Origin of the sequence: Flavobacterium soyae, from assembly GCF_045348165.1 — a bacterium.
GTDB lineage: Bacteria > Bacteroidota > Bacteroidia > Flavobacteriales > Flavobacteriaceae > Flavobacterium > Flavobacterium soyae.
This window is the reverse complement of sequence record NZ_CP150845.1, coordinates 4,241,564-4,255,634: the sequence shown is the minus strand read 5'-3', so window position 1 is coordinate 4,255,634 and position 14,071 is coordinate 4,241,564. Positions and strand designations below refer to the sequence as shown.

General features: G+C 35.3%; 11 protein-coding genes. 4 read left to right on the top strand and 7 right to left on the bottom strand.

All coding sequences use genetic code 11. The annotated features are described in order from the left end of the window. Nucleotides 1-62: 62 nt before the first annotated feature. The gene (locus tag AABD74_RS17995) at nucleotides 63-1,211 is read right to left on the bottom strand and encodes a cysteine desulfurase family protein (RefSeq protein WP_406843804.1); all 1,149 of its coding nucleotides are present in this window, start codon (nucleotides 1,209-1,211) and stop codon (nucleotides 63-65) included. Nucleotides 1,212-1,555: 344 nt separating this feature from the next. Between AABD74_RS17995 and AABD74_RS17990 the strand changes: the two genes are divergently transcribed. Genes AABD74_RS17990 through AABD74_RS17980 form a run of 3 tightly spaced genes read left to right on the top strand, consistent with a single transcriptional unit; the run spans nucleotide 1,556 to nucleotide 5,384 of the window. Then, nucleotides 1,556-2,194 carry a 2Fe-2S iron-sulfur cluster-binding protein gene (locus AABD74_RS17990; protein ID WP_406843803.1) on the top strand — a complete coding sequence of 213 codons (639 nt, stop codon included), beginning with the start codon at nucleotides 1,556-1,558 and terminating at the stop codon, nucleotides 2,192-2,194. Continuing rightward, nucleotides 2,191-3,171: an FAD binding domain-containing protein gene (locus tag AABD74_RS17985; RefSeq protein ID WP_406843802.1), complete on the top strand. Its 981-nt coding sequence runs from the start codon at nucleotides 2,191-2,193 to the stop codon at nucleotides 3,169-3,171. Before AABD74_RS17990 ends, AABD74_RS17985 begins: the two co-directional genes overlap by 4 nt. Nucleotides 3,172-3,179: 8 nt before the next feature. Then, nucleotides 3,180-5,384 carry a xanthine dehydrogenase family protein molybdopterin-binding subunit gene (locus AABD74_RS17980; protein ID WP_406843801.1) on the top strand — a complete coding sequence of 735 codons (2,205 nt, stop codon included), beginning with the start codon at nucleotides 3,180-3,182 and terminating at the stop codon, nucleotides 5,382-5,384. 672 nt (nucleotides 5,385-6,056) lie between these two features. Here the strand turns inward: AABD74_RS17980 and AABD74_RS17975 are convergent. From AABD74_RS17975 to AABD74_RS17950, 6 genes are all read right to left on the bottom strand, one after another. Beyond that, nucleotides 6,057-6,536 (bottom strand): DUF1203 domain-containing protein, encoded by a 480-nt coding sequence (locus tag AABD74_RS17975; RefSeq protein WP_232682587.1) that lies wholly within the window; start codon nucleotides 6,534-6,536, stop codon nucleotides 6,057-6,059. A gap of 418 nt (nucleotides 6,537-6,954) precedes the next feature. Further along, entirely contained in the window at nucleotides 6,955-7,518 is a 564-nt protein-coding gene (locus tag AABD74_RS17970) for a DUF2911 domain-containing protein (RefSeq protein WP_406843800.1), read from the bottom strand. Nucleotides 7,519-7,685: 167 nt separating this feature from the next. Next, entirely contained in the window at nucleotides 7,686-9,497 is a 1,812-nt protein-coding gene (locus tag AABD74_RS17965; RefSeq protein ID WP_406843799.1) for a glycoside hydrolase family 2 protein, read from the bottom strand. A 184-nt stretch (nucleotides 9,498-9,681) separates the two neighbouring features. Then, complete coding sequence (uxuA, locus tag AABD74_RS17960) at nucleotides 9,682-10,866, bottom strand: mannonate dehydratase (RefSeq protein WP_406843798.1); 1,185 nt, start codon at nucleotides 10,864-10,866, stop codon at nucleotides 9,682-9,684. 130 nt (nucleotides 10,867-10,996) lie between these two features. Continuing rightward, nucleotides 10,997-11,809, bottom strand: a complete 813-nt coding sequence (locus AABD74_RS17955; RefSeq protein ID WP_232683146.1) for an SDR family oxidoreductase — start codon at nucleotides 11,807-11,809, stop codon at nucleotides 10,997-10,999. 184 nt (nucleotides 11,810-11,993) lie between these two features. Beyond that, a complete protein-coding gene (locus AABD74_RS17950; RefSeq protein ID WP_232683145.1) occupies nucleotides 11,994-12,443 on the bottom strand; it encodes a YhcH/YjgK/YiaL family protein in 450 nt (149 codons plus the stop codon). Nucleotides 12,444-12,632: 189 nt separating this feature from the next. Between AABD74_RS17950 and AABD74_RS17945 the strand changes: the two genes are divergently transcribed. Further along, entirely contained in the window at nucleotides 12,633-13,664 is a 1,032-nt protein-coding gene (locus tag AABD74_RS17945; protein ID WP_311202641.1) for a LacI family DNA-binding transcriptional regulator, read from the top strand. Nucleotides 13,665-14,071 lie beyond the last annotated feature (407 nt).

Below are 14,071 nucleotides of genomic sequence, written 5' to 3'. Positions count from 1 at the left end.
TTGCTCCCGAAACCTTGGGACTGCGACTTTACGAGATTATTTCTCAAAGCAAATAAAAAAACTTAGTGCCTTAGTGGCAAAACCAATTGGCGAGCTAAGTTCAAAACCCGCTCAACAGCAATATCAATTTCCTCCAAAGTAGTAAATTTCCCCAAACTAAACCGAATCGAACTCAAAGCCTCCTCATCAGACAGTCCCATCGCTTTTAAAACATGCGAAGGCTCAGATGTAACTGCCGAACAAGAAGCCCCATTTGAAACCGAAATATTTCCCAAAGCCATAATAAGCTGTTCTGAATTTACACCGGGAAAACAAATATTTGAAGTATTATAAATTCGGTTTTGAATATTTCCATTTACAAAAGAACCCTCAAACTGCAGTAAACCATTTTCTAGTTTATTACGTAATATTTTAATTCTGTTTTTATCTGTTTCTAATTCATTTACAGCTATTTCAGAAGCTTTACCTAAACCAATAATTCCGGGCGTGTTAAGCGTTCCGCTGCGTAATTTTCGCTGCTGGCCGCCGCCTGTAATTTGAGGAAGCAATTTTGGTTTGGCTTTCGCCGAAATGTACAAAGCACCAATGCCTTTTGGGCCGTAAAATTTATGTGCAGACAAAGTCAAAAGATCAATTCCTAAAGTTTTAACGTCAATTGGAATTCTTCCTGCCGCCTGAGTTGCATCACACAAAAAAAGGACATTTTTACTTTTAAGAATCGTAGAAATTTCGCTGATATTTTGTATGACACCTGTTTCATTATTAGAAATCATCCCTATGAAAACCAGTGATTTATCTGTAATAATTTCACTTAAAAGATTAAGATCTAAAATCCCTTCACAATTAACAGGGAGGTAACTGACTTCAAAGCCAATACTTTCCATAAAACGACAAGTTTCGAGAACCGCTTTATGTTCAGTTTGGATAGTAATTATATGTTTTCGGTTTTGATCGGCTAAACCTTTTATGGCCAGATTTATTGCTTCGGTAGCTCCCGAAGTAAAAATAATTTCATCAGCATCGGCATTAATCAAATCAGCAGTCTGCCAGGCAGCATTTTCGACGGCTTCGTTTACTGTTAATCCTGCAATATGTCTGCTTGTAGGATTGGCATAGAAAGCAGTAAAATAAGGAAGCATAGCTTTTAAAACCCGTTCATCAACACGAGTTGTAGCATTATTGTCAAGATAAATATGTTGCTGATTTGGCATAGTTAAAACTTAATCTCGTAAAAATACAATTTTCAATGTAAATAATAAATCTGTTTCTGTGTGTAGTTTTTAGCGCAAAGCACGCAAAGATTTTTTATCTTGCGTTATGCCGAATGAAGACAAAGTTCGCAAAGGTGGAATTGACAAAGCTTTGCGAACTTTGAATACGCTTAACACAATGTGAAATAAAAAAAACTTTGCGTGCTTTGCGCTAAAAAATACACACAGAAATTGTAATTATTCTAAATAAGCACAATGTTTGAATTTCATAACTTTTTGTGGATTAAGATTGTTAAATTTGTTAGAATACCCAAGAGATTTTGCTAATTTAAAAGAGAGATGGAATGGCTTCTAAAAAAACAAATCCAGATAAAGTAACAGAGAATGACTCAAATTCCCGTCGTGACTTTATAAAAAAATCAGGACTTTTGACTGCCCTTGCACTGGCACCGCCTTCATTGGTTATGGCTTCAGAGAACAAATGGGATGAAAAAATAGCGGAGTATTTAGAAACTGTACCGCTTTCTATCGAAGTAAATGGCAAAAAACACAATCTTAATATAGAGCCAAGGACTACTTTACTTGATTTATTAAGAGAACAACTGCAGCTTACCGGAACAAAAAAAGGTTGTGACCACGGTCAATGCGGTGCGTGTACAGTTCACGTAAACGGAACCCGAATTTTGTCCTGTCTGACTTTGGCAACCATGCAGCAAAACGCTCAGGTAACTACAATCGAAGGACTTGCAAAAGGAAAAAAGCTGCACCCAATGCAGGAAGCTTTTATCAAACATGACGGTTTTCAGTGCGGTTATTGCACGCCGGGACAAATCATGTCTGGAATTGCCTGTATCAAAGAAGGTCATGCCAACAGCCGTGAAGAAATTAGAGAATATATGAGCGGAAACATCTGTCGATGTGGCGCTTATCATAATATTGTTGATGCTATAACTGAAGTGAAGGAAGGAGGGAAGGAATTATGAAAAATTTTCAAATAATTAAAGCATTATCTTCGAGTTCAGCGGTATCGAACATCAGCAAAGAAAAAGGAGCTATGTTTATCGCCGGCGGAACAAATCTGGTAGATTTAATGAAAAAGAATGTCGTAGCTCCAGACAAACTAGTTGACATTACAGGATTAGATTTAGCAAAAATAGAATTTCTAACCGGAAAAGTTTCAATTGGTGCATTGGCTAAAAATAGTCAGGTAGCCGAAGATGCATCCATTAAAGAAAAATATCCTTTGTTAGCTTTAGCATTAGCGGCCGGAGCGTCTCAGCAAATTAGGCACATGGCAACTGTTGGCGGTAATATGCTGCAAAAAACGCGTTGCTCGTATTTTTATAATACGGATATGCCATGCAATAAGCGAACTCCCAAAAGTGGCTGCGGTGCCATTGGCGGTTCTAACAGGATGGTGGCTATTTTTGGAGCTTCAGACAGCTGCATTGCTGTTCACCCGAGTGATATGTGTGTAGCATTGGCAGCATTAGATGCTGCTGTTTTAGTGGAAGGCCCGAAAGGGAAAAGACAAATTAAATTTACAGATTTTCATCGCCTGCCCGGAAATACTCCCGAAAAAGACAATACTTTAGAAAGTAAAGAATTGATAACTTCAATTGAAATTTCCGATAATAATTTTACCAAAAATGTGCATTATTTGAAAGTTCGTGACAGGACGAGTTATGCTTTTGCATTAGTTTCTGTTGCTGTAGCTTTAGATTTAAAAAATAATGTAATAAATGATGTTAGACTTGCAATGGGAGGTGTTGCACATAAACCATGGAGATTAACTGAAGCAGAAGAATTCCTGAAAGGAAAAACAGTTTCGGAAGAGATATTTAGAAAAGCGGCAGATTTGTCAATGAAAGGTGCAAAAGCATACGGCGGCAACGATTTTAAACTGACACTTGGCCCAAATGCAATAACAGAAGCACTTACAATAGCAGCATCAAAATAATTAGAATTATGAGCAAGACAAGTAATATTAATAGAGTTGACGGATTTGCTAAAGTAACAGGATCAGCAACTTATTCTGCCGAATATAAAACGCCCGGAGTTGTGTATGGCTGTTTGGTGGGAAGTACGATTGCAAAAGGAAGAATCAAAACCATCGATACTAAAAAAGCAGAATGGGCGCCGGGAGTTCTGGCTGTTATTACGCATTTAAACGTAGACAAACCTGCCGGATATCAAAAAGCAAAAGACAAACATAATTTTGGTCAGCCGCTGCAGATTTTCAAAGATGACTCGATATTGTACTACGATCAGCCAATTGCATTGGTAATTGCCGATACTTTTGAACGCATGCAATATGCGGCGAGTTTAATTAAAGCCGATTATTTTAAAGAAGAGCATTCGACTGAACTTCAAAAAGCGGCGGATAAAGAGAAAAAAGTAGAAACAGATAAAGGGAATGATTACCACAGAGGAGTTCACGATGGATACAAAAATGCAGAAGTAATTTTAGAAGCCGATTATACGATTCCAACAGAAGTTCATAACCCAATGGAACTGGCGAACATTATTGCAAAATGGGATGGAAACAAACCAATTTTATATACCAAAAGCCAAGGTGTTGAAGGAACACGCCGAAGTGTTGCAGGAGTTTTTGATGTTCCTGCAGAAGATGTAGAAGTACACTCTGAATATCTTGGAGGTGCATTTGGAATGGGATTACATACCTGGCCGTATGAAATTGCGGCATTGATAGGAGCAAAGAAATTAAACCGCCCGGTAAAATTAGTTTTGCACCGAGAGCAAATGTTTACCAATGTTGGTTTTAGACCTTATACCATTCAAAAAATGGGTCTTGGCGCTACAAAAGCAGGAAAACTAACGGGTTTAACGCATGAAGCCGTTGCGATGACTTCGAGTTATGAAGATTTCATGGAAGGAACGGTAAACATGTCCCGATTTATTTACGATTGTGAAAATGTTTCGACACGTTATCGAATCGTGCCTCTGGATACTTGTACGCCAATCTGGATGCGTGGTCCGGGCGAAGCAACAGGTTCTTTTGCATTAGAATGTGCAATGGATGAAATGGCCTATAAATTAAACTTAGACCCAATTGAATTTCGAAAGCTTAATTATGCTGAGAAAGATTTGGAACAAAATAAACCGTGGAGCAGTAAATATCTCTTAGAATGTTACGAAGGCGGAATGGAACGCATTGGCTGGAAAAACCGTAAAAACGAACCAGGTTCTGTAAAAGAAGGAGACTGGCTTGTAGGTTACGGAATGGGAACTGGAACTTTTGGCTGTTATAGAAGCTCAACTTCTGTAAAAGCAAAATTTTTACCCGATGGGAATTTAGTTCTCCAGTGCAGTGTCAACGATATGGGGCCGGGAACGGCAACTATGATGACGGCAATTGGTGCTGAAATAACAGGTTTATCCGCAGAGAATGTAATTATTGAAATGGGGAAAAGCGGACTGCCAAAAGGCCCGACACAGGGAGGTTCGGCAACGACTTCATCTGTTGGTTCTGCGGTTCATGATGCGTGTAATTTACTGGTAAGTAAAGTGTTAGGTTTAGCGACTGAAAATCCGGTTTTAAAAGGAACTCCAATTACAGATTTAGCTTTTGCAAATGGAGTAATTTCTTCAACAAAAGATACCGCTAAAACGGTTGCCTTGACTTCTTTGCTTAGTTCTAATAAGTTAGATGGATTAGAGGTTGAAAATCAATCAAAAGGAACGGACGAAGCTAAGAAATATTCAATTTATTCGTTTTCAGTTCACTTTGTAAAAGTATTAGTGAATCCGAATTTGGGTAAAATACGTTTGGCGCATGTTGTTTCGTGTGCTGATATTGGAACGGTTATCAACCAAAAAACTTCTGCAGGACAAATGTATGGCGGTGCAGTTGGAGGTATCGGAATGGGATTAATGGAAGCATTGGAAATCGATCATCGTTTTGGCCGTCCAATCAACAATAATTTCGCTGATTATCATGTTCCCGTAAATGCCGATATTGAAAAACAAGAAGTTTTCTTCGTCAATAAAAAAGATCCCATCAGCAATCCAATGGGAACAAAAGGTCTTGGAGAAACGGCTTTGGTAGGAATGGCGCCGGCAATCGCAAATGCTGTTTTTAACGCAACCGGAAAACGTGTGAGGGATTTACCAATTACGCTGGATAAGATTATAGAAACCGTTAAGGTTTAATACAAAAAAGAGAGACTGTCTCAAAAGTCAAGACAGCACTTTTACTATAATTATTTGTTTGTTTTTAATGTAAACTTAACTTGTTTCTACAAATGAAATGTTCCTACGGGACAAAGAATATAACTTGTTATTTTTTGATATCGGGTTTCATTCCATTAAAAATGTTTCATAGGTAGAAAAAATAGAGGTCGGACACATTTAGGTTCCGTAGGAACTTTGATATGCCAGATTATTAAAAAACAATGTCAAAATCAAACGTTCCTACGGAACGTAAACGATGATAATAATATAATTTCTACCTATGAAATGTTCCTACGGAACAAAAAAAAATGTAAAATAAAAAGAGGCTGCTCCGACTTTTGCACTGCCCCCATATAGCGTCTAACTTTTTGGGTGCGGTCTATTTTGAGACAGCCTCTTTTTTTTGGTTTCTATTTTAAACATAGCCTGTGGTTTCAACCATGGGGATACAGATTGTGCTTTGATTGTGTCCCGTGGTTGAAACCACAGGCTATGTTTACATTGGATTGTATTTGTAAATGCAGAGAAAATATTAAACTAAAAAGATACATTAAAAAAAACTCTTTTTTATTCTATTTTGAAATACAGCTCGTGGTTTCAACCACGGGAATATATATAATGATCGTTTAATTACATCCCAATTGACATCGATTATACTCTTTCAATTTTACAAATAAAACAACAAGCTTCTGAATTTCTAGCATGAAGATATTCAACATCTTTTTCAGTTTCAAAGATTTCAGAAATTAACTGATCAACATCATTGTCACCAACCAATTTTGTAAAAATCATTTTTTGTTCTTTATTATAACCAATTAACGACAAAGGAAAATTTTCTTTATCAGCTTTTATTTCTGGTGGAAAATTATAAATATCTGAATATTCTTCCACCTCATTTTTATGAATAAATATAGGCCCAGATTGATTAAAAGCATTGTTTTGTGAAAAAGGACTGTAAGCCAAAACTAATCTGATATCTTCACCGACCTTAAAAGGTTTTAACGAAATCCTGCATGGTCCTTTTCCAGATGCTGGTTGTTCATAAACTTGATTGCCAAAATTATCAATATTCGTTTTACGGATTTTGTTTGCAAATTCTTTTGTTACCGGAACAATTTTAAATTTTTTCATAACTTTTAAACTTTAATTTAAACAAAATTACATTCTGTTTTTTTCAATTAAAATCCGTTTCTTGCTCAATAAAATGATGATTATAAAAGTATATAAACAAAAAAGAGACATTGAAAAATGTCTCTTTTTTGTTTATATCTATAATATAGCCCGCAGTTGAAACCGCGGTATGTAGTGGATACAGAATAGTATTTCAAAGTTTAATATTAAATCCCGAAGGGATGAAATATTTATAAATAATATGCTGACGTATGTAATAGAACCCCAGCGGGGAGATATATCGCTCCTCTGAATCTTAGTTCCTGTGTGAATTTTATCAGCTATAAATATTGTGTTCCGCCGGAGCTTTAAATTTTGCTTGTAAACAAAATAAGGAAACATTTTTAAAGTTTCCTTTTTGTATCGGTAAAACGATTAATTATTTAACCGTAATTGGTAATTCAACAGTTGTTTTATCCCATCCAATAACAAGATTAGCGACAGAACCTTGAGTTGTAAAAGCAATTGATAAAGCTTCGATTAGCTCAGAAACAGGTTTTACAGGAACAGAAACCCTTACAACATCTTTACTTTCATCATAAGCATAAGCACCCCATAAATCAATTTCTTTATTGATAATGATTGTCCATTTGTCTTTTTCAGGAATAGCAAATAAACTATAAGTTCCGGCTGGAATAGTTTTACCGCCAATTGTTACTGGTTTGTAAAATTTGATTTCGGTATTTTCGTTAGCACCAACTCTCCAAACTTCTCCGTATTTAATCAAATCGCCAAAAATGGTACGCCCTTTTACAGAAGGCCTTGCATAAATAACCTTGATAACCGGGGTAGGATTATCAGATTTTTTGAATTTTACTGCTTTGTTCGGGAAATAAGAAATATCAACCGGACTGGCATCAAGCGGAGCAAATTTCACTACTTCTTGTGCTTGAACTGTAAAGGCAGTAAATAAAATAACTGCCAGTAAACTAAATTTTTTCATAATAGTTTTTTATTTAGGATTACCACAAAGTAAGTTAATAATGAAGAAAAATCATATAATTACAGTTTGTTTTTTGTTAATGAATTGGTAACAGTTCTTATGTTTGATTTAGAATGACATAGAGAGCTTTTATGTTTTTCTTTTATCATTTTACAGAAGCATAATTTTTATTCTTTTTTCTTTTTTTCGTACCAGTTTTGCATAATGTAAAAAGCTTTCTTTTTATTCCCGTCGTTTGAGATTAGACCTTTACGGTTATATTCGTCCTGAATTCCCGGAAGAAGCCTTCTTGGTGACCTGAAATCAACTAAAATCCAAGGGCTTAAACCATTTAAATGCGGAATCTTTTCAATCATTTTTAAATTTTGAATGTATAAATATTCCTGAAATTCTTCTGTCCAGCGCTCATTTTTCTCTCCGTGTAAACCTTGTTTGGCATCGCCTCCAAATTCAGAAACAATTACTGGTTTATTATATTTGGTTTTCCAGAAGATTTTCTCAGCATCTTCAAGTTTTCCGCCATACCAGCCTAAATATTGATTAAAAGAAATAATATCTAAATAATCACCAATGGCATCATTGATAGTTCCAAATCCTGCAGAATCACTTTGCGTTAATAAGGCTGCGCTGATCAGTCTTGTATTATCTAAAGTTTTGGTATGATCTACTAATTTTTTAATAAACGCATTTCTCGCATCAGAAATTGGTGTTTCATTTGCCATTGACCAAATTATGATACAAGCTCTGTTTTTATCTCTTGTTGCCGCAGCTGTCAATTGATCTTCGGCATTTTGATAGGTATTTTTATTGGTGAATTCTACAGTCCAGTAAACCGGAATTTCCTCCCAAACCATTAATCCCATTTTATCAGCTTCTCTGATAATGTTTTCGTTATGCGGATAATGTGCCAAACGAACATAATTACAGCCTAATTCTTTTGCCCAGTTTAATAAACGCAGGGCATCTTCCTGAGAATTCGCCCGCCCGCCTTTAGCATTTTCTTCATGAATAGAAATTCCGCGTAAAAAGATTGGTTTTCCGTTTAATAAGATCTTATCTTCCTTAGTTTCAATAGTTCTGAAACCAATTTTATCGTTTAATTTTTGTCCGTTAAAATCGATCGTAATATCATATAATTTTGGGTTTTCCGGAGACCAGTATGAAATCTTTTTAGCTGGGATTTCAAAATTCAACATTCCGTCAGTACCAATTTTTCCTTTGTAATTGATTTTTAATTCTGGAATCGAAATCGAAGCCTGATTCTGTGCAGTATTTAAATTATTGATTTTGATAAAACCCGAAATTACAGCATTGTTATTCTTTTTAAGCTGAATTGTGTAATCTTCTATAAAAGAACTTTCTTCTTCAATTAAAGTAACATCGCGTGTAATTCCGCCATAATTCCACCAATCGGTATTAATTGTCGGAACATCTTCTTTATGACGGGTATTATCCGCTTTAATGACCAAGTAATTGTCTTTTGGTTTTACAATCGAGGTAACTTCATAATTAAATGGTGTAAAACCACCTTCATGTGTTCCCAGTTTTTTTCCGTTTAAATAAACATCGGCTTTATAATTGATGGCACCCAAATACAGGAAAAGACGCTTATTAGCTTTTAGATTATAATCGAAAGATTTTTTAAACCAAATTGTTCCTTCGTAATATTTCAATTCAGGAACCTGAGAGGTCCAGTCACCCGGAATATTGATTTTTGGTGATTTATCAAAATCGTATTCTACCAATTCCTGTTTGTTTTGAGCATGATAATTATTAAAATAAGCAGCATTTGAAGGTTTGGCTTGTTTGTCATAAACATCGTGGTGAAAACTGTAATAACCTGTTTCATAAGGATCGACAATATAATTCCAGACACCGTTTAATGATGTGGTATTTCTGTTTGGAACATTCGAGATTAAACCTTGTGATTGTCCGGCACAAAATGTGGCTAGAAGTAGTAATGTTAGGACTTTTTTCATTCTTATAATTTTTTTGGCGTAATATTATTTATCGTTTTACCTATCTTTCATTCCTACGGAACTTTTTTAGATTAACTTTAGGCTTAGTTTTTCGTTCCTTGAATGACAAACTAGACTTATAACCATATCTGCTAAATCAGCAAAATCTGCGAGAGAAAAATCCTGTACCTTCGTGGCAAACCTCTTATAAAGATCGTTTAATCCCTAATTCAAGCCCTCGTAATTCTGCCAAACCTCGTAAACGTCCAATTGCAGAATAACCCGGATTTGTTTTTTTCTTTAAATCATCCAGCATTTGGTGTCCGTGATCTGGACGCATTGGCAATTGACTATTATTTCTTTTTTCAACTTCCAAAATTGCTTTTACAACTTCGTACATATCAACGTCACCTTCTAGATGATTTGCTTCGTAGAAACTCCCTTCTTCGTCTCGTTGTGTGCTTCTTAAATGAATAAAATTCATTTTATCGCCATGACGTCTCACAATTCCAGGCAAATCATTATCGGCACGAACACCATAAGAACCTGTACACATTGTAAATCCGTTTGATGGAGAAGGAGCAGCATTCATTAATTCCATCAAATCTTCTTCTGTGCTTACAACTCTTGGCAGACCTAAAATTGGGTAAGGAGGATCATCAGGATGAATCGCCATCAAAACACCTTTACTTTCAGCAACAGGAATAATTTCTTTTAGAAAATGAAAAAGATTATTCTTCAAAGCCTGTCTGTCAATATGATTGTAAGCACTTAAAGTTACTAAGAAATCTTCAACCGTATAGGCTTCTTCGGCACCTGGAAGTCCAGCCAAAATGTTCTGCTGTAACTTTACTTTGTCTTCTGGAGTCATTGCTTCAAAATAGCTTTTTGCTTTTTGTTTCTGTACATCAGAATATTCGTTTTCTGCACCTGGTCTTTTTAAAATAAACAATTCGAAAGCCGCAAAAGCATTGATATCAAAACGTAAAGCTTTAGAACCGTCTTCTACCGTAAATGATAAATCTGTTCTTGACCAGTCTAAAACTGGCATAAAGTTGTAGCAGACACATTTAATACCGCACAAAGCCAGATTACGAATACTTTCTTTATAATTTTCAATATATTGAAGATAATTTCCAGTCTGTTTTTTAATGTCTTCATGTACCGGAATACTTTCTACGACTGACCAGGTTAAACCTGAAGCACCTTTTTTAGGATCTCCGTCTTTATGTTCAATTTCAACTTTTCGTTTAATGATTTCGTCTATGCTCCAAACCTCTCCGTTTGGAATATGATGTAAAGCTGTTACAATTCCGGTTGCTCCAGTTTGTTTGATATCTTGTAAAGAAACAGGATCATTTGGTCCGAACCATCTTAATGTTTGTTCCATGTTTTATGTTTTTTGTTTTATTTCCTGCAAGGTTTGTAAAACCTTGCAGGTATTTTAATTTATAGAAATGACTAATTTAAACCTGCCGGGTTTTGTCCTGAAGCCTCAGGATTGCAGGACGTGAGAAATCTTAAATACTTGTTGCTGCAAATCCGCCGTCAACTTTTAAGGTTATTCCTGTAACGAATTTTGACATATCGCTGCATAAAAATAAAAGTGCGCCGTCAATATCTTCCGGAGTTCCAAATCTTCCCATTGGCGTATGATCTATGATTTTTTCGCCTCTTTGGGTCAGTTTTCCTTCTGGAGTTAATAATAAAGCACGGTTTTGTTCTCCAATAAAAAATCCCGGAGAAATCGCATTTACACGAATTCCTTCGCCATATTTCTGGGCTAATTCAACCGCCATCCATTGTGTAAAATTGTCAATTGCCGCTTTTGAAGCAGAATAACCTACAACTCTGGTTAATGGTCTTTGTGCCGATGCCGATGAAATGTTGATGATATTTCCTGATTTTTGTTTTGCAAATAGCTCCGAAAAAACTTGAGTCGGAAGCATTGTTCCAATAATATTCAAGTCAATAACTTTTTGTAAATCATCAGTTTTCATATCATAAACTGCCTGATCCGGCTGAATCGTTGCACCCGGCATATTTCCTCCGGCTGCATTAATCAGGATATCTAAACGACCATATTTTTCAACGATAAAATCTTTTGCTTTTTCTAATTCTTCTTTACTTAAAACATTTGCCTGAACAGCAAATGCCCGCCCGCCATGAGCTTCTATATGCTGTACGGTTTTTTCCGCTTTTTCAATTGATTGAGAGACAATCCCGACAATAACACCTTGTTTTGCCAAAACATTTGCAAAGTTGCTTCCTAATACTCCGGCACCGCCCGTAATAAGAGCAATTTTTCCTTTTAGATTAAATATTGAATCCATTCTTATTTTTATAGGTTATAATTTTTTCTAAACACATAGAAACATAGTTTCAGAACTTGTTAAAGGCGTTTCACCTGCATTATCAAACATAATTTTCACGTCTTAGCTATGTGTGAAAACCTGTTTTTCCGGATAAACTTTTCAACTCAAAAAATCTATGTTTCTATGTGTTTAATTTTATAGTTTATATCTTAACTTTAAATACCAGTTTTTTCAAAAAGCCTTCACCAATCATTGCCGCATGAACATCCTCTGGAAATAAAATCGCAAATTGTTTTTCCTGAAGTTCAAAAAACATATCCGGTTTATCGTGGAAAAAACGAACATCTCTTTCGTCGCTGTAATCGCCATTCGGGCTAACACATTTTTCTCTCGGTTTCCACGCAAAAGTTTCAGGGCCTTGTATTGATATTTGAATGTCAATGTTTTTATCGTGGCATTCAAAACCTTTAATGCTTTCTTCTCTCGTACTTCCGTCACCGTGAATCACGATTAGTTTTAAGCCTTCATTAATTTCTATAGTTCCCGCTTCAAGACTAGCAATATCAGTTTGATTTACATACTCAAAAGCTTTTTGAAAGTTGGGGTGCAGACTATAATATTTAGCTGCATTATGTAATGAATCTACAATCATTGGTAAAGTTTTGTTTTGATTTTCGAAATAATAATATAAAAATTGTTTGCCGTTTTTATATTATGTGTATTTTTACGTGTACGCACACGGTATTTTACAAATGTATGTAAATTGTAATGTAAAACAACTTATTTTTGCAAAAAAAAAACGAATTATACAAAGAGCTTTTATTATTTTAACTAAAAAAGAATCAATATCATAACAATTAAAAAAATTGCTGAATTAGCCAATGTTTCGCCCGGAACTGTAGACAGGATTATTCATAATCGGGGTCAGGCTGCACAGGAAACTGTAGACAAAGTCAATGCTATAATTGAAGAGTTTGGTTATAAGCGAAATATTTTGGCCAGTAATCTGGCTTTAAATAAGAAGTTTCATTTTGCGGTTTTTCTTCCTAAATATGAAAAATTAGAATATTGGAGAAGTCAGGTTGATGGTATTGAGAAAGCTGCTTTGGAGTTTAGCAAATTCGGAATCGTTCTGGATTATTTCTTTTATGATTTTAATGCTGTTTCTTTTAAGGAATCAGTCAAAAAAGTATTAGAGTTCGATTGCGACGGCTTGTTGTTCGCTCCAATATTTTACGACGATTCGGTTCAGTTTTTAAATGAATATAAAAAGAAAAATATTCCGGTAGTGATGATCGATTCGAATATTTCAAACGAAGACAATCATGCTTATGTAGGTCAGGATGCTTTTCAAAGCGGCTATTTGGCAGGAAGATTAATCAGTTTTGCGGTGAAAAACGAAAGACATGTTCTGATTTTTAAAATTACCCGTGAAATCGAAAGTACATCGGTGTATTTGCAGAGAATCGACGGATTTTATTCTTTCTTTAAAGATAATGAAGAACTCACGAATTTTAAATTTTCAGAAATAACCATTAAGGATTCGGGAATTGATCAGATGAATCTGGAAATGTTTTCAGGAATCAGCAGTGTTTTTGTTCCCAATTCAAGGGCATATATTGTTGCTAGATTTTTGGAACAAAATAATATAAAAGGCATCCGAATTATTGGTTACGATTTATTAAATGAAAATATCGAATACCTAAACAAAGGCGTAATCGATTTTTTAATCAACCAAAGACCCGAAAGTCAAGGTTATATGGGAATCAATTATTTATACAAAAAACTAGTTCTTCAGGAAGACACAGAACGCACACATTATATTCCGCTGGAAATTATCTTAAAGGAGAATTATTTTCCTGCTAGACGATAATTTTAATCGCCCACGGGTTTTACGGATTAAACGGATCGGCGCAGGTTATTTTTTAATAAACTATCTGTAAGCAAACAGTATTTCAAACATAGCCCACGGTTTTAACCGTGGGTACAATGCATTATCATAATGTTTCCCACGGTTAAAACCGCGTGTTATGTTTGAAAGTTAGAAATTATTTTGAAGGAGAATTATTTTTCCATAATCTTGTCATTTTTGAGGAATGAGGACACGAGCGATAGCGAACTGGCGAAGCAATCAGACCCGTAGATCCACAAAGATTGGTCTTTGCAAGGAACGAAGCAATCTCACGTGTTAAATCAATTTGTGATCTTTGTTAGTGTGGTTGCTTCATTTCTTACAATGACAAGATTTGGATTTTAAAATTTAATCTTACAATTACTAAA

Excerpts from the sequence above, each read along its gene's own strand:
- AABD74_RS17995 (WP_406843804.1), bottom strand. The coding sequence starts at position 1,211 with ATGCCAAATCAGCAACATATTTATCTTGACAATAATGCTACAACTCGT.
- AABD74_RS17990 (WP_406843803.1), top strand. The coding sequence starts at position 1,556 with ATGGCTTCTAAAAAAACAAATCCAGATAAAGTAACAGAGAATGACTCA.
- AABD74_RS17985 (WP_406843802.1), top strand. The coding sequence starts at position 2,191 with ATGAAAAATTTTCAAATAATTAAAGCATTATCTTCGAGTTCAGCGGTA.
- AABD74_RS17980 (WP_406843801.1), top strand. The coding sequence starts at position 3,180 with ATGAGCAAGACAAGTAATATTAATAGAGTTGACGGATTTGCTAAAGTA.
- AABD74_RS17975 (WP_232682587.1), bottom strand. The coding sequence starts at position 6,536 with ATGAAAAAATTTAAAATTGTTCCGGTAACAAAAGAATTTGCAAACAAA.
- AABD74_RS17970 (WP_406843800.1), bottom strand. The coding sequence starts at position 7,518 with ATGAAAAAATTTAGTTTACTGGCAGTTATTTTATTTACTGCCTTTACA.
- AABD74_RS17965 (WP_406843799.1), bottom strand. The coding sequence starts at position 9,497 with ATGAAAAAAGTCCTAACATTACTACTTCTAGCCACATTTTGTGCCGGA.
- uxuA (WP_406843798.1), bottom strand. The coding sequence starts at position 10,866 with ATGGAACAAACATTAAGATGGTTCGGACCAAATGATCCTGTTTCTTTA.
- AABD74_RS17955 (WP_232683146.1), bottom strand. The coding sequence starts at position 11,809 with ATGGATTCAATATTTAATCTAAAAGGAAAAATTGCTCTTATTACGGGC.
- AABD74_RS17950 (WP_232683145.1), bottom strand. The coding sequence starts at position 12,443 with ATGATTGTAGATTCATTACATAATGCAGCTAAATATTATAGTCTGCAC.